General features: G+C 51.4%; 22 protein-coding genes. 13 read left to right on the forward strand and 9 right to left on the reverse strand.

Features of this window, described 5'->3' with window-relative positions; translation table 11 throughout:
• Window positions 1-31: 31 nt before the first annotated feature.
• From yqhH to yqhD, 5 genes are all read right to left on the reverse strand, one after another.
• Window positions 32-289 (reverse strand): lipoprotein YqhH, encoded by a 258-nt coding sequence (gene yqhH, locus D9597_RS18915; protein WP_130223959.1) that lies wholly within the window; start codon window positions 287-289, stop codon window positions 32-34.
• Between the two features lie 61 nt (window positions 290-350).
• On the reverse strand, window positions 351-599 hold the full coding sequence (locus D9597_RS18920) for a hypothetical protein (protein ID WP_130223961.1): 249 nt from the start codon (window positions 597-599) through the stop codon (window positions 351-353).
• A gap of 26 nt (window positions 600-625) precedes the next feature.
• On the reverse strand, window positions 626-1,552 hold the full coding sequence (locus D9597_RS18925; protein ID WP_130223963.1) for a YbjP/YqhG family protein: 927 nt from the start codon (window positions 1,550-1,552) through the stop codon (window positions 626-628).
• Window positions 1,553-1,751: 199 nt separating this feature from the next.
• A complete protein-coding gene (dkgA, locus tag D9597_RS18935; protein ID WP_130218154.1) occupies window positions 1,752-2,579 on the reverse strand; it encodes a 2,5-didehydrogluconate reductase DkgA in 828 nt (275 codons plus the stop codon).
• A 103-nt stretch (window positions 2,580-2,682) separates the two neighbouring features.
• Window positions 2,683-3,846, reverse strand: coding sequence for an alcohol dehydrogenase (gene yqhD / locus D9597_RS18940; RefSeq protein ID WP_130218152.1), 1,164 nt, complete (start codon window positions 3,844-3,846; stop codon window positions 2,683-2,685).
• A gap of 193 nt (window positions 3,847-4,039) precedes the next feature.
• Here yqhD and yqhC point away from each other — a divergent pair, with 193 nt between their 5' ends.
• A complete protein-coding gene (gene yqhC, locus D9597_RS18945; protein WP_138158408.1) occupies window positions 4,040-4,939 on the forward strand; it encodes a DNA-binding transcriptional regulator YqhC in 900 nt (299 codons plus the stop codon).
• A gap of 39 nt (window positions 4,940-4,978) precedes the next feature.
• On the opposite strand, the gene yghB is transcribed toward yqhC, so the two are convergent.
• Complete coding sequence (yghB, locus tag D9597_RS18950; RefSeq protein WP_064529651.1) at window positions 4,979-5,638, reverse strand: DedA family general envelope maintenance protein YghB; 660 nt, start codon at window positions 5,636-5,638, stop codon at window positions 4,979-4,981.
• Between the two features lie 139 nt (window positions 5,639-5,777).
• Window positions 5,778-6,965 carry a cystathionine beta-lyase gene (gene metC, locus D9597_RS18955; RefSeq protein ID WP_130223967.1) on the reverse strand — a complete coding sequence of 396 codons (1,188 nt, stop codon included), beginning with the start codon at window positions 6,963-6,965 and terminating at the stop codon, window positions 5,778-5,780.
• Window positions 6,966-7,216: 251 nt separating this feature from the next.
• Here metC and exbB point away from each other — a divergent pair, with 251 nt between their 5' ends.
• A complete protein-coding gene (exbB, locus tag D9597_RS18960; protein ID WP_130208037.1) occupies window positions 7,217-7,951 on the forward strand; it encodes a tol-pal system-associated acyl-CoA thioesterase in 735 nt (244 codons plus the stop codon).
• 6 nt (window positions 7,952-7,957) lie between these two features.
• Entirely contained in the window at window positions 7,958-8,383 is a 426-nt protein-coding gene (exbD, locus tag D9597_RS18965) for a TonB system transport protein ExbD (protein ID WP_130223969.1), read from the forward strand.
• Window positions 8,384-8,548: 165 nt separating this feature from the next.
• On the opposite strand, the gene yghA is transcribed toward exbD, so the two are convergent.
• A complete protein-coding gene (yghA, locus tag D9597_RS18970; protein WP_130223971.1) occupies window positions 8,549-9,433 on the reverse strand; it encodes an NADP(+)-dependent aldehyde reductase in 885 nt (294 codons plus the stop codon).
• A 190-nt stretch (window positions 9,434-9,623) separates the two neighbouring features.
• On the opposite strand from yghA, the gene D9597_RS18975 reads away from it, so the two are divergent.
• Window positions 9,624-10,118, forward strand: a complete 495-nt coding sequence (locus D9597_RS18975; protein ID WP_000439331.1) for a TIGR00645 family protein — start codon at window positions 9,624-9,626, stop codon at window positions 10,116-10,118.
• A gap of 39 nt (window positions 10,119-10,157) precedes the next feature.
• Here D9597_RS18975 and gpr read toward each other — a convergent pair whose 3' ends face one another.
• Complete coding sequence (gpr, locus tag D9597_RS18980; protein WP_130208031.1) at window positions 10,158-11,198, reverse strand: L-glyceraldehyde 3-phosphate reductase; 1,041 nt, start codon at window positions 11,196-11,198, stop codon at window positions 10,158-10,160.
• A 156-nt stretch (window positions 11,199-11,354) separates the two neighbouring features.
• Between gpr and yghX the strand changes: the two genes are divergently transcribed.
• From yghX to hypA, 9 genes are all read left to right on the forward strand, one after another.
• Window positions 11,355-12,242, forward strand: a complete 888-nt coding sequence (yghX, locus tag D9597_RS18985; RefSeq protein ID WP_130223973.1) for a YghX family hydrolase — start codon at window positions 11,355-11,357, stop codon at window positions 12,240-12,242.
• Between the two features lie 118 nt (window positions 12,243-12,360).
• Window positions 12,361-12,648 carry a DUF2623 family protein YghW gene (gene yghW / locus D9597_RS18990; RefSeq protein ID WP_001059136.1) on the forward strand — a complete coding sequence of 96 codons (288 nt, stop codon included), beginning with the start codon at window positions 12,361-12,363 and terminating at the stop codon, window positions 12,646-12,648.
• A gap of 188 nt (window positions 12,649-12,836) precedes the next feature.
• Window positions 12,837-13,955 carry a hydrogenase 2 small subunit gene (gene hybO / locus D9597_RS18995; protein ID WP_130218140.1) on the forward strand — a complete coding sequence of 373 codons (1,119 nt, stop codon included), beginning with the start codon at window positions 12,837-12,839 and terminating at the stop codon, window positions 13,953-13,955.
• Window positions 13,956-13,957: 2 nt separating this feature from the next.
• Window positions 13,958-14,944 (forward strand): hydrogenase 2 operon protein HybA, encoded by a 987-nt coding sequence (hybA, locus tag D9597_RS19000; RefSeq protein WP_001081870.1) that lies wholly within the window; start codon window positions 13,958-13,960, stop codon window positions 14,942-14,944.
• Complete coding sequence (hybB, locus tag D9597_RS19005) at window positions 14,934-16,112, forward strand: Ni/Fe-hydrogenase cytochrome b subunit (RefSeq protein ID WP_000017694.1); 1,179 nt, start codon at window positions 14,934-14,936, stop codon at window positions 16,110-16,112. Before hybA ends, hybB begins: the two co-directional genes overlap by 11 nt.
• Window positions 16,109-17,812 carry a hydrogenase 2 large subunit gene (gene hybC, locus D9597_RS19010; RefSeq protein ID WP_000083065.1) on the forward strand — a complete coding sequence of 568 codons (1,704 nt, stop codon included), beginning with the start codon at window positions 16,109-16,111 and terminating at the stop codon, window positions 17,810-17,812. The genes hybB and hybC overlap by 4 nt, the downstream gene beginning before the upstream one ends.
• Window positions 17,812-18,306 (forward strand): HyaD/HybD family hydrogenase maturation endopeptidase, encoded by a 495-nt coding sequence (locus D9597_RS19015; protein ID WP_001221953.1) that lies wholly within the window; start codon window positions 17,812-17,814, stop codon window positions 18,304-18,306. Before hybC ends, D9597_RS19015 begins: the two co-directional genes overlap by 1 nt.
• A complete protein-coding gene (hybE, locus tag D9597_RS19020; RefSeq protein WP_130223975.1) occupies window positions 18,299-18,787 on the forward strand; it encodes a hydrogenase-2 assembly chaperone in 489 nt (162 codons plus the stop codon). The genes D9597_RS19015 and hybE overlap by 8 nt, the downstream gene beginning before the upstream one ends.
• Window positions 18,780-19,121: a hydrogenase maturation nickel metallochaperone HypA gene (gene hypA, locus D9597_RS19025; RefSeq protein WP_000544957.1), complete on the forward strand. Its 342-nt coding sequence runs from the start codon at window positions 18,780-18,782 to the stop codon at window positions 19,119-19,121. Before hybE ends, hypA begins: the two co-directional genes overlap by 8 nt.
• Window positions 19,122-19,125: the final 4 nt, after the last annotated feature.

Consider the following 19,125-nt stretch of genomic DNA (forward strand, 5'->3'; position numbering starts at 1 on the left):
CGGTAACAGAATGCTGCCGGGGATTTTTTTATCATTCTGCATACATACGCAAGCAGCGCAGGCAATCGAAATAGTCCTGCGCATCAAGACGCGTATTAGCTCTGTTAGCTTCGGATTTGGCAGCATAGATTTGTGGGCGTAGTGCTTTCATATCCTGCTCAAGCTGGGCGATTTTGGCATTTAATGTTTGCACATTGCTCGCCAGTTGATTGACCTTTTGCTCATTGACGCACCCGCTTAATAAGCCGGTTATCAGAATTAGTATTCCCACGCTGAAAGTCTTTTTCATTATTTATTTCTCCCTGTCTTTTATTGTTATGGTTAATAGTTGATTGACGTTTAGTGGAGAATTACCACCGTGGCGGGTGCGCCCAAATTCCGTCAGGCCATCTCCCTTCATCATCCAGCCGTGTGTTAACTTTTTCTGCCGCTTCTTTCGCTATCTGAATTTCCTGACGTAAAGCGTCGATATCTTGTTGGAGTTGATCGATTTTTATATTTATCAGATGAATATCATTTTCTACATGACTGATTTTTTCATTACTGACGCAGCCTGTGAGTATGAACATTAGAAAAAAGAGTAACAGTTGATTATTCATTTCCAGTTTCCTTTATCTGGTGTTAATTATTCAGCTAATCTGGCGGCAGTCTTCGCTTCAATCTGTTTAAGTAAGCTTCCGCTGCCTGGGCGGATAAAATCGGCGATTTCCCATTTACCTTCACGACGCTGTAAAACGAGTTCTTGTTCTTCGCTGTTGCCATTGGTCAATGCAAAACGAACATGAATGCGGGCGGAATCGGCGGTTTTCTCCAGGACTCGAATTTCATCAACGCGTGAAAATAACGACTCTTCGCCAAAACAGATTGGGTTGTCGTAGATAAATTGCCGCTCTAATTGCATATTTTCATCGGAGTTACTGTCAGTCTTGAAGGTGGTTTTATAGAAGGCATTAACAGCCTGGCGATAGGTGTTGGAAACAACCCACGTCCAGGGCCAGCTATAATGAGTGATATGGTCAAACAACTCGGCGACAAAGGCTTCAGGCTGCTCTTTTTGCAGCGATGCCAGTACCGCCAATATTTTTTCATTCTCACCATTAACCGACTGCCAGACGCTGCCATGATTGCTGACAATATCATCAATCACCCAACGACCATTTTCTGCCACCATCTTCAGTGTTTGCGTGGTCTTTTCTTTATCGTCTTTATAGGGACGAAAGCGCACAAGGGCATCCACGTGATCGGCATCCGTTTGAGTAACCGCGACACTTTCTAACACCAGATCGCCGTAATCCTGACAATCGCAAACCGGATCGTAATCCAGCCAGCCAATATTACCCGGCAGTGTGAGATTGTCATTCAAGGTTAGCGCCTTTTGCATTCGCGTTGATGTTATTGCTTGCTCACTGTTATCAGCGAAATAAGGAACGCTAGCCCCACCGGTATAGTGTTGATAAATCTGCCTGACTGTTTGTTCAGCGGTTAGCGAGGGGGATTGCGCCTGGAGGGTAAAACTTAAAAAGGCTGCCAAAAACAGAATCATTATTTTCATCTGTTTTTCACCTCTCTGTCGCGTTTATCCCTGGTGTAGATGAGTTGTTCCTTTAAGAGCTTCCAGCTCCGCATGATGATGTCCTTATATTTGGTGTTCCTGAACAGGGGAGAGTAACAACGGGCGGGAGGCGAGGGGAATAAATGATTTCTGAAAAGTCCGGTAGCGGAATATTACCGCTACCGGGAGAATTTGTGCGTTAGCCGCTGAACTGGTCGGGATCGGGGCCGAGGCGTTTACCCTGGTCGAGTTTTGCAATGTCACCAAGTTCGTCTTTGTCGAGACGGAAATCCCAGACATCGAAGTTTTCGGCAATTCGTGAAGGGGTGACCGATTTCGGGATTACAACCAGACCGTTATCCAGATGCCAGCGGATAACAATCTGCGCCGGGGTTTTGCCATACTTATCTGCCAGATCGCGAATGATTTTCTGATCGAATACGCCTTTCCCGCCCTGGGCTAATGGGCTCCAGGATTCGGTCTGGATTTTGTGTGTGGCGTTCCAGGCATGCAACTGACGTTGCTGCATCAGCGGGTGAAGTTCTATCTGGTTAATGACAGGCGCCACGCCAGTTTCATCAATCAGACGCTGAAGATGGTGGATCTGGAAATTGCAGACGCCGATACTTTTGATTAATCCTTCTTTTTGCAGCTCAATCATTCCTTTCCATGCTTCGACATAATGGTCGATTGCGGGAACGGGCCAATGCATTAAGTAGAGGTCGATATAATCAAGCTGGAGTTTTTTCAGACTGTCGAGTAGGGCTTCGCGGGGGCGCTTGTGGTTGTCGTTCCACAGTTTCGTGGTGATGAACAGATCTTCTCTGTTAAGTGCGGAATTTTTCAGGGCTTTGCCGACACCTTCTTCGTTCTTGTAGGCTGCGGCGGTATCAATTGAACGATAACCCACTTCTAACGCTTTTTGGATAGCGGTGATAACTTCCTCATTACTTGCTTGCCAGACGCCCAGTCCCAGCTGGGGCATGACATTGCCGTCCTGTAGCTTAATAACGGTTGGATTAGCCATACGTTCCTCCTTATATGAACTCACCGGAGCAGGCTCCGGTGAGATGTTGTGAACTTAAGTCTGGACGAAATGCCCGAAAACGAAAGTTTGAGGCGTAAAAAGCTTAACGGGCGGCTTCGTAGATGCGGCGGCTGACTTCCAGTGTAATGTCATGATTTTCGCCCAGTTGGGTCATGCCGTGTTCTTCCAGTTTTTTCAGCAATGCCGGGATAGAGCTGCCGTCCAGACCGTAGTCGGAAAGATGTGTCGGCACGCCTAATTGCTCGAAGAAGTTACGGGTAGCAGCAATCGCGGCGTCAATGCGCTCGTCGTCGGAACCTTCGGTGATGTTCCAGACACGTTCAGCGTATTGCAGCAGTTTCGCGCGCTTGGTGTCGCGTTTTTCATTCCACAGTGCAGGCAGGACGATAGCCAGCGTTTGCGCGTGATCCAGACCGTGCATAGCGGTCAGTTCGTGGCCCAGCATATGCGTTGCCCAGTCCTGCGGTACGCCAGCGCCGATCAAACCGTTCAGCGCTTGGGTCGCCGCCCACATAACGTTGGCGCGAACATCGTAGTTTTCTGGTTCTTTCAGGGCTTTCGGGCCATCTTCGATCAGCGTCAGCAAAATGCCTTCTGCGAAGCGATCCTGAATTTTGGCATCAACCGGTTTGGTCACATACTGTTCTACGGTGTGCACAAAGGCGTCCACTACGCCGTTAGCCACCTGGCGCGGCGGCAGGGTATAGGTATAAACCGGATCGAGTACGGCAAATACCGGCTGAACATGGGCAGAATGGAACGCCTGCTTGTCGCCAGTGGTTTTACGGGAGATAACCGCTCCCGCGTTAGATTCAGAACCGGTCGCTGGCAGTGTCAGCACACAGCCCATCGGGATAGCGCTTTTAATCTCTTTGCCGCCAGTTTGCAGGATATGCCACGGATCGACGTTTTCAGGATAATTTGCCGCTGCGGCGATAAATTTGGTGCCATCCAGCACGGACCCGCCGCCAACCGCCAGCAGGAAAGTCACTTTCTGTTCGCGAACCAGTTTTACGGCGTTCATCAGCGTTTCATAGGCCGGGTTTGGCTCGATACCGCCAAACTCCAGCACGTCCATACCTTTCAGTGCGTCCAGAACTTGATCGAGGACGCCGGTTTTTTTCACACTACCACCGCCGTAGGTAATCAATACGCGGGCGCCATGAGGAATTTGCTCGCGTAAACCAGCGATTGCGCCTTTACCAAACAGAATGCGGGTTGGGGTGTGCAGATTAAAGTTGTTCATTACTTGCTCCCTTTGCTGGGTCAATATGAGGGCAGAGATCGGTCTGCCTGATGTTTTTCATTGTGGTCGCCAGCGCCGTGGCTCTCAATGCTCATTTCTGCCAATGTCTTGCCTATTTCTCCAGAGTACTGGAGAAATGGTACAAAATTGCGCACAATCAAATTGCCGCATTATTCCTAAGAAATTACGCGATATGAAACGTGAAGAGATATGCCGCCTACTGACGGATAAAATTAATAGACTGAAAGATAAAGAAAATAGTTTGTCGGATATGTTGCCTGATGTGCGCTTATTGTATGGCGAGAACCCCGGTGCGCGTACGCCAGTGATGTATGAACCTGGCATCATAATTCTCTTTTCTGGGCATAAAATCGGTTATATCAATGAACGCGTGTTTCGCTATGACGCCAATGAATACCTGCTGCTGACGGTGCCGTTGCCGTTTGAGTGCGAAACTTATGCCACGCCAGAGGTGCCACTGGCGGGGGTGCGTCTCAATGTTGATATTTTACAGTTACAAGAGCTGTTGATGGACATTGGCGAAGATGAACATTTCCAGCCGTCGATGGCTGCCAGCGGTATTAATTCCGCTACATTGTCCGAAGAGATTTTATGCGCGGCGGAGCGGTTACTGGATGTGATGGAACGACCGCTGGATGCGCGCATTCTCGGTAAACAGATTATCCGCGAGATTCTTTACTATGTGCTGACGGGGCCTTGCGGCGGCGCGTTGCTGGCACTGGTCAGTCGCCAGACGCATTTCAGCCTGATTAGCCGCGTGCTGAAACGAATTGAGAATAAATACACCGAAAACCTGAGCGTTGAGCAACTGGCAGCAGAAGCCAATATGAGCGTTTCAGCGTTCCACCATAATTTTAAGTCTGTCACCAGTACCTCGCCGTTGCAGTATCTGAAGAATTACCGTCTGCATAAGGCGCGAATGATGATAATCCACGACGGCATGAAGGCCAGCGCGGCGGCGATGCGCGTCGGCTATGAAAGCGCGTCGCAATTTAGCCGTGAGTTTAAACGTTATTTCGGTGTGACGCCGGGAGAAGATGCAGCCAGAATGCGGGCGATGCAGGGGAGTTAAATGCGTTCCCGGCATGGCCACCGGGAACGGAGGAAATCGTCAGGCACTAGAGTACTTTTTTTTAATCACCACGAACAGCGTGCCTAACAAGCCAGCGGTTAGCAAGGCAATCGGCAGGATCATCAGGAACGTCATCACCTGATCTTCATGGCGTTTTACAAACGGGATCATGCTTAAGGCATAGCCAAAACTGGTTACCACGCTGACCCATAACAACCCGCTTAACCAGTTGAAAAACTGGAAGCGGCGGTTTGGCAGTCCGGAAATCCCCGCCATGGTTGGCAGCAGCGTGCGGACAAAGGCGAGAAAACGTCCAGCAAGCAGCGCCAGCAGACCGTGGCGGTCAAACATACAGGTGGCGCGCTGGTGATATTTGGCCGGAAGCTGTGCCAGCCAGCCTTTCACCGTTTTGGTATTACCCAGCCAGCGTCCCTGAATATAACTCAACCAACAACCCAGGCTGGCTGCGGCAGTCAGAATCGTGATTGTTGGCAGAAAATCCATAACCCCTTGGGCAATCAATGCGCCAGCCAGAATCAACAAGCTGTCGCCAGGCAAAAATGAGGCGGGCAGCAGGCCGTTTTCTAAAAACAGCGTGGCAAACATGACAAAGTAAACAACGCTAACAATGTGAGGGTCCGCCAGCGCGGCAAAGTCATGTTGCCAGAGCGCAGCGATAATATCTTGAATAACAGCCATGGACTTTCCTGTGGAACAGCGTTTAAGCCTTAATTTGACTATTGTACTCCTGAATCGTCCGGGACGCCTTGATCCCGGACGCAACAATTTAAGACTATTCACAATTAAATGTCTGCAAAATTGTCCAAATTTGGCAATGTTACACAATTCGCGCGAAGCCGGCGTCCAGATCGGCAATCAGATCGTCGACGTTTTCCAGACCAATATGCAGGCGAATCAAGGTGCCGCTAAAATCGATCTTACCTTGCGGGCGGATGGCGGCGAGATGTTCTGGCTGGTTCGCGAGGATCAAGGATTCATACCCGCCCCATGAGAAGGCCATGCTGAATAAACTGAAGTTATCCAGATAGTTCGCCAGTTCTTCGTCATTAAGTTTTTTCTTCAGGACAAAGGAAAATAGTCCGCTGCTACCTGTAAAGTCTCGTTTCCAGAATTCATGGCCTTTACTGCCTGGCAGAGCAGGGTGGTTAACTCGCTCAACCTGCGGATGTGCGGCCAGCCATTCAGCCACTTTCAGGCTGCTTTCATGATGTTGGCGCAGACGCACGCCCAGTGTACGCAGGCCACGACTGGTCATATAGGCGGTATCTGCGTCGACCATCTGCCCCATCAGATAGGCATTTTCCCGCAGTTGCTCCCAGCAACGGGCATTGCACACGGCAGTGCCAATCATCGCATCTGAATGCCCTACCAGATATTTGGTGGCGGCCTGAATAGAAACATCAATACCAAAATCAAGAGCTTTGAACAGCACTCCGGCAGCCCAGGTGTTATCGATCATAATGATGGCGTCCGGCACCACACTGCGTACGGCGGCAACAATCGCCGGAACGTCGTGGACTTCCATGGTGATGGAGCCTGGCGATTCCAGAAACACGATTTTAGTGTTTGGCTGCAGATGTTTAACGATATCGGCACCAATCAGCGGATCAAACCATGATGTCGTTACGCCCAACTTGCTGAGGATTTTGCTACAGAAATCCTGACTCGGCTCGTAGGCGGTATTGGTCATCAACACATGATCGCCCTGTTCAACAAAAGCAAGAATGGAATTGGCAACCGCTGCCGCCCCGCAAGGAAACAGCGCGCAACCTGCGCCACCTTCCAGTTCGCACATCGCTTCTTGTAAGGAGAAATGGGTTAACGTTCCGCGCCGTCCATAGAACAACTCGCCATTGGCGCGATTGCGCGTCGCATGTTTTTTGGCTTCCACACTGTCAAAGACCAGCGAAGAGGCGCGCTGAATCACGCTATTTACCGCGCCGAGAGTGTATTTTTTGCTGCGTCCTGCATTGACCAGTTGAGTATCAAGTTGTTTGTCTGCCATGTTGGGATTCCTGTTTTTATACGTCTGGATGTCTAAACTAGCACGAATGAGGTTATGCGCATCCTGAAGAATTGGCATAAAGCAGAAAAATTTCGCAAAAGGTGTACTGGTGACTTTTTTACTGCGTAAACGCAAAGAAAAGAAAGCAAAGGTACGGCAGTATGCAAATAGTAATGAGAACGACTATCAATTCGACGTCGTTTTGATATTATTGTGCGCAGATTTTGTGACTTGCGTCCTGGAGATACACAGTGGGTAATAATTTAATGCAGACGGACCTTTCCGTCTGGGGTATGTATCAGCACGCCGATATTGTCGTTAAGTGCGTGATGATTGGGCTTATTTTGGCCTCCGTAGTCACCTGGGCAATCTTTTTCAGTAAGAGCGTAGAGTTCTTCAACCAGAAGCGTCGCCTGAAGCGCGAGCAGCAACTGCTGGCTGAAGCACGCTCTTTAAACCAGGCCAGCGATATCGCCGCTGATTTTGGTAGCAAAAGCTTAAGCCTGCATTTGCTCAATGAAGCGCAAAATGAGCTGGAACTGTCGGAAGGCAGCGACGATAACGAAGGTATTAAAGAGCGTACCAGTTTCCGCCTTGAGCGTCGGGTCGCCGCAGTAGGTCGTCAAATGGGCCGCGGCAACGGTTATCTTGCTACCATCGGTGCAATTTCGCCGTTCGTTGGTCTGTTTGGTACGGTCTGGGGCATCATGAACAGCTTTATCGGTATTGCGCAAACGCAGACTACCAACCTGGCAGTGGTTGCACCGGGGATTGCAGAAGCGTTGCTGGCAACGGCAATCGGTCTGGTGGCAGCGATTCCGGCGGTCGTTATCTATAACGTATTTGCACGCCAGATTGGCGGCTTTAAAGCGATGCTTGGCGATGTCGCAGCGCAGGTATTGTTGCTGCAAAGCCGTGACCTGGATCTGGAAGCCAGCGCCGCTGCGCATCCGGTTCGTGTTGCACAAAAATTACGCGCAGGATAATGTCCGATGGCAATGCATCTTAACGAAAACCTCGACGATAACGGCGAAATGCATGATATCAACGTGACGCCGTTTATCGACGTGATGTTGGTTCTGCTGATTATCTTTATGGTGGCGGCACCGTTAGCGACGGTAGATGTGAAGGTGAACTTGCCTGCTTCTACCAGCACGCCGCAGCCGCGCCCGGAAAAACCGGTTTATCTGTCGGTGAAGGCGGACAACTCAATGTTTATCGGTAACGATCCGGTCACCGATGAAACGATGGTTACGGCGCTGAATGCGTTAACCGAAGGTAAGAAAGACACCACCATCTTCTTCCGTGCAGATAAGACCGTCGACTACGAGATGTTGATGAAGGTAATGGATAAGCTGCATCAGGCAGGTTACCTGAAGATTGGTCTGGTCGGCGAAGAAACTGCCAAAGCGACGTAAAGAGAATTGCCAGATGCGACGCTGGCGCGTCTTATCAGGCCTACAAAATTTATCGCAACGTGTTGAGTTTTCATAAGTTTGTAGGCCGGGTAAGGCGTTCACGCCGTATCCGGCAAGGTTAAAAGCACAATGATGCCCGGTTGCTATCACACAACCGGGTATTTTTTAGCCTAAATGTTCGCCGCCACACACGCCGTGCACTTCTGCGGTGACATAGCTCGACTCCTGACTTGCCAGATAAACATATATAGGGGCCAGCTCCGCCGGTTGCCCCGCACGTTTCATCGGTGTTTTCTGACCAAACTGCGGGATCTTATCCTGCGTCTGTCCGCCGGAAATTTGCAGTGCTGTCCAGATAGGGCCTGGCGCGACAATATTCACCCGAATACCTTTCTCCGCGACCTGTTTTGCCAGGCCACGGCTGTAGTTCAGAATCGCCGCCTTCGTTGCCGCATAGTCCAGCAAATGCGGGCTTGGCTGGTAGGCCTGGATTGACGAAGTGGTGATGATACTGGCGCCTTTCGGTAGCAGGGGAATTGCTTCCTGGGTTAGCCAGAACAGCGCGAAAACGTTAATGGCAAAGGTCTTTTGAAACTGTTCGCTGGTGAGCTCTGCAATATCAGGAATGGCAACCTGTTTCCCGGCGACCAGCGCCATAATATCCAGCCCGCCTAACGCCTTATGCGCGTCGTGAACCAGCGAACGGGCAAATTTCTCATCGCTTAAATCGCCCGGCAGCAGAATAGCTTTGCGTCCGCATTCTTCAATTATCTTTTTCACATCCTGAGCGTCTTCTTCTTCCACGGGAAGATAACTGATCGCCACGTCAGCCCCTTCACGCGCGTAAGCAATGGCGGCAGCGCGACCGATTCCGGAATCGCCCCCTGTCACCAGTGCTTTACGATCTTTCAGGCGACAGCTACCAACATAGGTTTTCTCGCCGCAATCTGGCACCGGTGTCATTTTCGCCTGGATGCCTGGCGTCGGTTGTTTCTGTTTGGGATATTCACCAGTGTAATACTGCGTGGTCGGGTCTTTTAAATGAGACATCGTTTTTCTCCCTTCAGGTTCAACGTCCTTTAAGGGTAGACGCACGCGCCACGGTAATCAGTGAACCAGGAAGATCCCTAAATCTCAGAATCATGCGACAACGGTTTAACGTATATGTTGATTTGCTGTTGCGCGCTGTTTACTCAATTGCGATATACTGTTGCCCGTTTTAACTACACGACAGGAATGTATGGAACGTTTTCTTGAAAATGCAATGTATGCTTCTCGCTGGCTGCTTGCCCCCGTGTACTTTGGCCTTTCGCTGGCGCTGGTTGCCCTGGCGCTGAAGTTCTTTCAGGAGATTATTCACGTCCTGCCGAATATCTTCTCAATGGCAGAATCAGATTTGATCCTCGTGTTGCTGTCGCTGGTGGATATGACGCTGGTTGGCGGTTTGCTGGTGATGGTGATGTTTTCCGGTTATGAGAATTTCGTCTCGCAGCTGGATATCTCCGAGAACAAAGAGAAACTGAACTGGCTGGGGAAAATGGACGCAACGTCGCTAAAAAACAAAGTGGCAGCGTCGATTGTGGCAATCTCTTCCATTCACTTACTGCGCGTCTTTATGGATGCGAAAAATGTCCCGGATAACAAACTGATGTGGTACGTCATTATCCATCTGACGTTTGTGCTTTCTGCATTTGTGATGGGCTATCTTGACCGACTGACTCGTCATAATCACTGAATTTATGCGGGCGCGAGAACCGCGCCCGGTATGAACTTGTTATTTATCGGAAGATGCTTGCCACAGGTTTAGCTCGCCATCGGCAATATGCTGGTCAATCTGCGCCAGTTCTTCGGCACTAAACGCCAGATTATTCAATGCCTGTACGTTCTCCTCCAGTTGCTCCGGACGGCTGGCACCAATCAATACCGACGTCACTCGCTCATCTTTCAGCAACCAGCTTAACGCCATTTGCGCCATAGACTGACCGCGCTGCTGTGCCATTTCATTCAATAACCGCAGGCTGTTGAGGTTAGCGTCGGTGAGCATTTTCGGTGTCAGGCCGCGTACTTTATGACCTTCGCGATGCATCCGTGAATCTTCAGGAATGCCGTTGAGATATTTTCCGGTCAGCAATCCCTGGGCCAGTGGGGTGAAGGCAATGCAGCCCACGCCGTTATTTTGCAGGGTATCCAGCAGGCCGCTTTTATCCACCCAGCGGTTCAGTAAATTGTATGAAGGCTGATGAATTAACAGCGGAATTTTCCACTCGCGCAGCAACTCGACCATTTTTTGCGTCCGCTCTGGCGAGTATGAAGAGATCCCAACATACAGCGCCTTACCACTTTGCACCGCATGGGCAAGCGCAGAGGCGGTTTCCTCCATTGGCGTATTTTCATCGACACGGTGCGAGTAAAAGATATCGACATACTCAAGCCCCATACGCTTCAGGCTTTGGTCGAGGCTGGCGAGCAGGTATTTACGTGAGCCGCCAGAGCCGTACGGGCCGGGCCACATATCGTATCCGGCTTTGGTAGAGATAATCAGTTCATCGCGATAAGGCGCAAAATCTTCCCGTAACAGACGACCAAAGTTCTCTTCTGCACTTCCTGGAGGCGGGCCGTAATTGTTGGCTAAATCAAAGTGCGTAATGCCTAAATCAAACGCTTTACGCAGGATCGCACGCTGTGATTCCAGCGCGTTAACGTGACCGAAATTGTGCCATAAACCGAGCGATAACGCGGGCAGGCGTAAACCGCTTTTTCCGCAATAGCGGTACTGCATCTGCCCGTAACGTTCGGGATTCGCTAACCAGACCATGACATCTCCTTTCCACCATTCAATTTCGAAACAATGTTTCTAGTCTAGCGATTTACCAGGACGTATCCCGTAGCATCGCTCACAGAGTGACGAAAAACTGGGCAAAAACACACGCTTATGCTTTGCTTAAAAAAACAACAGCTGAGGAGTAAAACGATGCCGCGTTTGACCGCCAAAGATTTTCCGCAAGAGTTGCTGGATTACTACGACTATTACGCTCACGGGAAAATATCGAAACGTGAGTTCCTCAACCTGGCAGCGAAGTACGCGGTGGGCGGGATGACGGCGTTAGCGTTGTTTGATTTGCTCAAGCCAAATTACGCGTGGGCGACCCAGGTGGAGTTTACCGACCCGGAGATTGTCGCTGAGTACATCACGTATCCTTCGCCAAATGGTCACGGCGAGGTACGTGGTTATCTGGTGAAGCCTGCGAAGAAGGGCGACAAAACACCCGCTGTGGTGGTCGTGCATGAAAATCGTGGGCTGAATCCGTATATCGAAGATGTAGCACGGCGGGTGGCTAAAGCGGGATACATTGCTCTGGCACCCGACGGTTTAAGTTCCGTTGGTGGTTACCCGGGAAATGATGATAAAGGCCGCGAACTGCAACAGCAGGTTGATCCAACCAAACTGATGAATGATTTCTTTGCCGCAATTGAGTTTATGCAACGCTATCCCCAAGCCTCGGGCAAAGTTGGCATAACCGGATTTTGCTATGGCGGCGGCGTCTCGAACGCTGCTGCCGTGGCGTATCCGGAATTGGCCTGTGCGGTGCCTTTTTATGGTCGCCAGGCACCTACTGCCGATGTGGCGAAGATCGAAGCGCCTTTACTGCTCCACTATGCTGAACTGGACACCCGAATCAATGAGGGCTGGCCCGCTTACGAGGCGGCGTTGAAGGCCAATAACAAAGTCTATGAAGCGTATATTTATCCGGGGGTTAACCATGGATTCCATAATGATTCCACGCCACGTTATGACAAATCAGCCGCCGATCTTGCCTGGCAAAGGACGCTGACATGGTTCGATAAATATCTTTCCTGATGTGTTTATCCCTTAAAGGATAACGTCCTACATGTGCAGGAAAAAATAGCGTGCGTAAAAGTCGGAGTTTGCCTAAAATATCGCTATATATACTGATATATAGCGTTTGAGGTAAACGATGAATAACCATTTCGGTAAAGGCTTAATGGCGGGATTAAAAGCAACGCATGCCGACAGTGCAGTTAATGTGACTAAATTTTGCGCCGATTATAAACGTGGTTTTGTATTAGGCTACTCGCACCGGATGTATGAAAAGACCGGCGATCGCCAGCTCAGCGCCTGGGAAGCGGGTATTCTGACGCGCCGTTATGGGCTGGATAAAGAGATGGTAATGGATTTCTTTCGTGAGAATAATTCCTGTTCTACGTTGCGCTTTTTTATGGCGGGTTATCGCCTCGAAAATTGATCAAACATACGTATTATCTTGCTTTAATTAATTACACTAATGCTTATTCCCTTCGTTTTAGCGCCCCGCCGCAGTATCATTGTAATGATAACCATAATAAATGTGTGGTAAATGGCGCATCGATCGCATTATTGATTTTGCGGTTGAGGCAAAATATATGCCAGGTCTTCGCAACGGAATAACAATAAATGACTGGAGATAACACCCTCATCCATTCTCACGGCATTAATCGTCGTGATTTCATGAAGCTTTGTGCAGCATTAGCCGCCACCATGGGGTTAAGTAGCAAAGCCGCCGCAGAGATGGCCGAATCGGTCACTAACCCGCAGCGCCCGCCGGTTATCTGGATTGGCGCGCAGGAATGCACCGGTTGTACGGAATCTCTGCTTCGTGCGACGCATCCAACGGTAGAAAACCTCGTGCTGGAGACTATCTCTCTGGAGTATCACGAAGTGCTTTCTGCCGCCTTCGGCCATCAGGTTGAAGAGAACAAACACAACGCACTTGAGAAGTACAAAGGGCAGTATGTGTTGGTTGTGGATGGTTCCATCCCATTAAAAGATAACGGTATTTATTGCATGGTTGCCGGTGAGCCGATTGTGGATCACATCCGCAAAGCGGCAGAAGGCGCAGCAGCAATTATCGCTATCGGTTCCTGCTCCGCGTGGGGCGGTGTTGCCGCGGCTGGGGTTAACCCAACCGGCGCAGTCAGCCTGCAAGAAGTTCTGCCAGGCAAAACTGTAATCAACATTCCTGGCTGCCCGCCAAACCCGCACAACTTCCTCGCGACCGTTGCGCACCTCATCACTTACGGCAAACCGCCGAAGCTGGATGATAAAAACCGTCCGACCTTCGCCTATGGTCGTCTGATTCACGAACACTGCGAACGCCGCCCGCACTTCGATGCTGGTCGTTTTGCCAAAGAGTTCGGTGATGAAGGCCACCGTGAAGGCTGGTGCCTGTACCACCTCGGCTGTAAAGGGCCAGAAACTTACGGCAACTGCTCAACGCTGCAATTCTGCGACGTGGGCGGCGTGTGGCCGGTGGCAATTGGTCACCCATGCTATGGCTGTAACGAAGAAGGTATCGGCTTCCATAAAGGCATCCATCAGCTTGCCAACGTCGAAAACCAGACTCCGCGTTCACAGAAACCGGATGTCAACGCTAAAGAAGGCGGCAACGTCTCTGCGGGCGCTATCGGTTTGCTCGGCGGTGTGGTTGGGCTGGTTGCCGGTGTCAGCGTGATGGCGGTGCGTGAACTGGGTCGTCAGCAAAAGAAAGATAACGCTGACTCACGGGGAGAATAACCGTGAACAGACGTAATTTTATTAAAGCAGCCTCCTGCGGGGCATTGCTGACGGGCGCACTGCCATCTGTCAGCCATGCGGCTGCTGAAAACCGCCCGCCAATTCCGGGATCGCTGGGGATGTTGTACGACTCGACTTTGTGCGTAGGCTGTCAGGCTTGCGTCACCAAGTGTCAGGATATCAACTTCCCTGAGCGTAACCCACAAGGGGAACAGACCTGGTCGAACAACGACAAACTGTCGCCGTATACCAATAACATCATTCAGGTGTGGACCAGCGGCACAGGTGTCAACAAAGACCAGGAGGAGAACGGCTACGCGTACATTAAGAAACAGTGTATGCACTGCGTCGATCCGAACTGTGTCTCCGTGTGTCCGGTTTCTGCACTGAAAAAAGATCCGAAAACCGGCATTGTCCATTACGACAAAGACGTGTGCACCGGCTGTCGTTACTGCATGGTTGCCTGTCCGTACAACGTGCCGAAGTACGACTACAACAACCCGTTTGGTGCGCTGCATAAATGTGAGCTGTGCAACCAGAAAGGTGTGGAACGTCTCGATAAAGGCGGTCTGCCAGGTTGCGTAGAAGTGTGTCCGGCGGGGGCGGTGATTTTTGGTACGCGTGAAGAGCTGATGGCTGAGGCGAAAAAACGTCTGGCGCTGAAGCCTGGCAGCGAATACCACTATCCGCGTCAGACGCTGAAATCTGGCGACACTTACCTGCACACGGTGCCGAAATATTATCCGCATCTGTACGGCGAGAAAGAGGGCGGCGGTACTCAGGTTCTGGTACTGACGGGTGTTCCTTATGAAAATCTCGACCTGCCGAAGTTGGACGATCTTTCAACTGGCGCGCGTTCAGAAAATATTCAACACACCCTGTATAAAGGCATGATGCTACCACTGGCCGTGCTGGCGGGCTTAACCGTGCTGGTTCGTCGCAACACCAAAAACGACCATCACGACGGAGGAGACGATCATGAGTCATGATCCACAACCGCTGGGCGGCAAAATCATCAGTAAACCGGTCATGATTTTTGGACCGTTAATCGTCATCTGTATGCTCCTGATTGTGAAGCGTCTGGTGTTCGGTCTGGGCTCTGTCTCTGACCTGAACGGCGGCTTCCCGTGGGGCGTGTGGATCGCGTTTGACCTGTTGATCGGCACCGGCTTTGCCTGTGGCGGCTGGGCGCTGGCGTGGGCGGTATACGTCTTTAACCGTGGGCAATACCATCCGCTGGTGCGTCCGGCGCTGTTGGCGAGTCTGTTCGGTTACTCACTGGGTGGCTTGTCGATCACCATCGACGTTGGTCGCTACTGGAACCTGCCGTACTTCTACATTCCGGGTCACTTCAACGTGAACTCGGTACTGTTCGAGACGGCGGTCTGTATGACCATCTACATCGGCGTGATGGCACTGGAGTTTGCTCCGGCATTGTTTGAACGTCTGGGCTGGAAGGTGTCGCTCAAGCGTCTGAACAAGGTGATGTTCTTCATCATCGCGCTCGGTGCGCTGCTGCCAACTATGCACCAGTCTTCAATGGGGTCGCTGATGATCTCGGCGGGCTACAAAGTGCATCCGTTGTGGCAGAGCTATGAAATGTTGCCGCTGTTCTCGCTGCTGACGGCGTTCATCATGGGCTTCTCGATTGTCATCTTTGAAGGTTCGCTGGTGCAGGCGGGTCTGCGTGGCAATGGTCCAGATGAAAAAAGCCTGTTCGTCAAGCTGACCAACACCATCAGTGTGTTGCTGGCGATTTTCATCGTGCTGCGCTTTGGCGAGCTTATCTATCGCGACAAGCTGTCGTTAGCGTTTGCCGGTGACTTCTACTCCGTGATGTTCTGGATTGAAGTCCTGCTGATGCTCTTCCCGCTGGTGGTTCTGCGTGTGGCGAAGCTGCGTAATGATTCCCGCATGCTGTTCCTGTCGGCACTGAGCGCGCTGTTAGGTTGTGCAACCTGGCGTCTGACCTATTCGCTGGTGGCATTCAACCCGGGCGGCGGTTACGCCTACTTCCCGACCTGGGAAGAACTGTTGATTTCTATTGGTTTTGTGGCTATTGAGATTTGCGCTTACATCGTACTCATTCGTCTACTGCCGATACTTCCTCCTTTAAAACAAAACGATCATAATCGTCATGAGGCGAGCAAAGCATGAGCCAGAGAATTACTATTGATCCGGTAACCCGAATTGAAGGGCATTTACGCATCGATTGCGAAATCGAAAATGGCGTCGTTTCGAAAGCATGGGCTTCCGGTACCATGTGGCGCGGCATGGAAGAGATCGTGAAAAACCGCGATCCGCGCGATGCATGGATGATTGTGCAACGTATCTGTGGCGTATGTACTACCACTCACGCGCTGTCTTCCGTTCGTGCGGCAGAAAGTGCGCTGAATATCGACGTTCCGGTTAACGCGCAATACATCCGTAACATCATTCTGGCTGCGCACACCACGCATGACCATATCGTTCATTTCTATCAGCTTTCGGCGCTGGACTGGGTGGACATCACTTCTGCACTGCAAGCTGATCCAACCAAAGCCTCCGAAATGCTGAAAGGCGTTTCGACCTGGCATCTGAACAGCCCGGAAGAGTTCACTAAAGTTCAGAACAAGATCAAAGATCTGGTTGCCAGCGGTCAGTTGGGTATTTTCGCCAATGGCTACTGGGGTCACCCGGCGATGAAACTGCCGCCGGAAGTGAACCTGATTGCGGTAGCGCACTACCTGCAAGCGTTGGAGTGCCAGCGTGACGCTAACCGCGTCGTGGCGCTGCTGGGCGGTAAAACGCCGCACATTCAGAACCTGGCGGTAGGCGGGGTCGCTAACCCAATCAACCTCGACGGTCTGGGCGTGCTGAACCTTGAGCGCCTGATGTACATCAAGTCCTTCATCGACAAGCTGAGCGACTTTGTTGAGCAGGTTTACAAGGTTGATACCGCAGTTATCGCCGCGTTCTACCCGGAATGGCTGACGCGCGGTAAAGGTGCGGTGAACTACCTGAGCGTGCCGGAATTCCCGACCGACAGTAAAAACGGCAGCTTCCTGTTCCCGGGCGGCTACATTGAGAATGCGGATCTGTCCTCGTATCGTCCGATCACTTCTCATTCCGATGAATACCTGATCAAAGGAATTCAGGAAAGCGCGAAGCACTCCTGGTATAAGGACGAAGCGCCACAGGCACCGTGGGAAGGCACCACCATTCCGGCTTACGACGGTTGGTCTGACGACGGTAAATACTCCTGGGTGAAATCGCCGACTTTCTACGGCAAAACGGTAGAAGTGGGTCCGCTGGCTAATATGCTGGTGAAACTGGCGGCAGGTCGCGAATCTACCCAGAACAAACTGAATGAAATCGTTGCGATTTATCAGAAACTGACTGGCAACACGCTGGAAGTGGCACAGCTGCACTCCACGCTGGGCCGTATTATTGGTCGTACCGTTCACTGCTGTGAATTGCAGGATATCCTGCAAAACCAATACAGTGCACTGATCACCAATATCGGCAAAGGCGATCACACCACCTTTGTGAAGCCGAACATTCCGGCAACGGGTGAGTTTAAAGGCGTTGGCTTCCTCGAAGCGCCGCGCGGTATGCTCTCTCACTGGATGGTGATCAAAGACGGTATCATCAGCAACTACCAGGCAGTTGTTCCATCAACCTGGAACTCTGGTCCGCGTAACTTCAATGATGACGTCGGTCCTTACGAGCAGTCGCTGGTGGGTACACCGGTTGCCGATCCGAATAAACCGCTGGAAGTGGTGCGTACCATTCACTCCTTCGACCCGTGCATGGCCTGTGCGGTACACGTAGTGGATGCTGACGGCAACGAAGTGGTTTCAGTGAAGGTTCTGTAATGCGTATTTTAGTCTTAGGGGTCGGCAATATTTTGCTGACCGATGAAGCCATCGGTGTGCGGATTGTCGAAGCGTTAGAGCAACGATACATTCTGCCGGATTATGTTGAGATCCTCGATGGCGGCACGGCGGGAATGGAGCTGCTTGGCGACATGGCAAATCGCGATCATCTGATTATTGCGGATGCCATTGTATCGAAGAAGAGCGCACCGGGAACGATGATGATCCTGCGGGATGAAGAAGTTCCGGCGTTGTTTACCAACAAAATCTCTCCGCATCAGCTTGGCCTGGCCGACGTCTTGTCGGCCCTGCGCTTCACCGGCGAGTTTCCGAAAAAGCTGACCCTGGTCGGCGTAATTCCGGAATCACTGGAGCCGCACATCGGCTTGACGCCGACGGTCGAAGCGATGATTGAACCTGCGCTTGAGCAGGTTCTGGCTGCGCTGCGTGAATCTGGCGTGGAAGCTATCCCACGGGAGGCGATTCATGACTGAAGAGATAGCAGGTTTCCAGACCTCCCCGAAGGCGCAAGTACAGGCAGCGTTTGAAGAAATTGCCCGGCGTTCGATGCACGATCTCTCTTTTCTGCATCCTTCAATGCCGGTGTATGTTTCCGATTTTACGCTGTTCGAAAGTCAGTGGACGGGGTGTGTGATCACCCCGTGGATGCTGAGTGCAGTTATCTTCCCCGGCCCGGATCAACTTTGGCCGCTGCGCAAAGTGAGTGAAAAAATCGGTCTGCAACTGCCGTATGGCACTATGACCTTTACCGTTGGCGAACTGGACGGTGTGTCGCAATACCTCTCCTGCTCGCTGATGTCGCCGCTTTCGCACAGCATGTCGATTGAAGAGGGCCAACGCCTGACGGATGACTGCGCGCGAATGATCCTTTCGCTGCCAGTCACTAATCCGGATGTACCACATGCAGGGCGTCGCGCCCTGCTGTTTGGTCGCAGGAGTGGCGAAAATGCATGAGTTGTCGCTTTGCCAGAGCGCCGTTGAAATTATCCAACGGCAGGCGGAGCAGCACGATGTTAAGCGCGTCACCGCCGTGTGGCTGGAAATTGGTGCGCTCTCCTGCGTTGAGGAGAGCGCCGTCCGTTTTAGTTTTGAAATTGTCTGCCAGGGAACGGTGGCGCAAGGGTGCGATTTACATATCGTCTATAAACCCGCCCAGGCCTGGTGTTGGGATTGCAGCCAGGTGGTGGAGATTCATCAGCACGATGCGCAGTGTCCGCTCTGTCACGGCGAGCGGTTGCGTGTCGATACCGGCGATTCGCTGATCGTCAAAAGTATTGAAGTTGAATAACCGG

Origin of the sequence: Escherichia sp. E13S3 (assembly GCF_004212325.1) — a bacterium.
Classification (GTDB): Bacteria; Pseudomonadota; Gammaproteobacteria; order Enterobacterales; family Enterobacteriaceae; genus Escherichia.

Bases quoted from the DNA above. Each gene is read 5' to 3' on its own strand.
- D9597_RS18920 (WP_130223961.1), bottom strand. From the start codon at position 599: ATGAATAATCAACTGTTACTCTTTTTTCTAATGTTCATACTCACAGGC.
- hybE (WP_130223975.1), top strand. From the start codon at position 18,299: ATGACTGAAGAGATAGCAGGTTTCCAGACCTCCCCGAAGGCGCAAGTA.
- yghB (WP_064529651.1), bottom strand. From the start codon at position 5,638: ATGGCTGTTATTCAAGATATTATCGCTGCGCTCTGGCAACATGACTTT.
- hybB (WP_000017694.1), top strand. From the start codon at position 14,934: ATGAGTCATGATCCACAACCGCTGGGCGGCAAAATCATCAGTAAACCG.
- gpr (WP_130208031.1), bottom strand. From the start codon at position 11,198: ATGGTCTGGTTAGCGAATCCCGAACGTTACGGGCAGATGCAGTACCGC.
- hybO (WP_130218140.1), top strand. From the start codon at position 12,837: ATGACTGGAGATAACACCCTCATCCATTCTCACGGCATTAATCGTCGT.
- D9597_RS18975 (WP_000439331.1), top strand. From the start codon at position 9,624: ATGGAACGTTTTCTTGAAAATGCAATGTATGCTTCTCGCTGGCTGCTT.
- yqhD (WP_130218152.1), bottom strand. From the start codon at position 3,846: ATGAACAACTTTAATCTGCACACCCCAACCCGCATTCTGTTTGGTAAA.
- yghX (WP_130223973.1), top strand. From the start codon at position 11,355: ATGCCGCGTTTGACCGCCAAAGATTTTCCGCAAGAGTTGCTGGATTAC.
- hypA (WP_000544957.1), top strand. From the start codon at position 18,780: ATGCATGAGTTGTCGCTTTGCCAGAGCGCCGTTGAAATTATCCAACGG.
- D9597_RS18925 (WP_130223963.1), bottom strand. From the start codon at position 1,552: ATGAAAATAATGATTCTGTTTTTGGCAGCCTTTTTAAGTTTTACCCTC.
- yghA (WP_130223971.1), bottom strand. From the start codon at position 9,433: ATGTCTCATTTAAAAGACCCGACCACGCAGTATTACACTGGTGAATAT.
- hybC (WP_000083065.1), top strand. From the start codon at position 16,109: ATGAGCCAGAGAATTACTATTGATCCGGTAACCCGAATTGAAGGGCAT.
- metC (WP_130223967.1), bottom strand. From the start codon at position 6,965: ATGGCAGACAAACAACTTGATACTCAACTGGTCAATGCAGGACGCAGC.
- yghW (WP_001059136.1), top strand. From the start codon at position 12,361: ATGAATAACCATTTCGGTAAAGGCTTAATGGCGGGATTAAAAGCAACG.
- D9597_RS19015 (WP_001221953.1), top strand. From the start codon at position 17,812: ATGCGTATTTTAGTCTTAGGGGTCGGCAATATTTTGCTGACCGATGAA.
- yqhC (WP_138158408.1), top strand. From the start codon at position 4,040: ATGAAACGTGAAGAGATATGCCGCCTACTGACGGATAAAATTAATAGA.
- yqhH (WP_130223959.1), bottom strand. From the start codon at position 289: ATGAAAAAGACTTTCAGCGTGGGAATACTAATTCTGATAACCGGCTTA.
- exbD (WP_130223969.1), top strand. From the start codon at position 7,958: ATGGCAATGCATCTTAACGAAAACCTCGACGATAACGGCGAAATGCAT.
- dkgA (WP_130218154.1), bottom strand. From the start codon at position 2,579: ATGGCTAATCCAACCGTTATTAAGCTACAGGACGGCAATGTCATGCCC.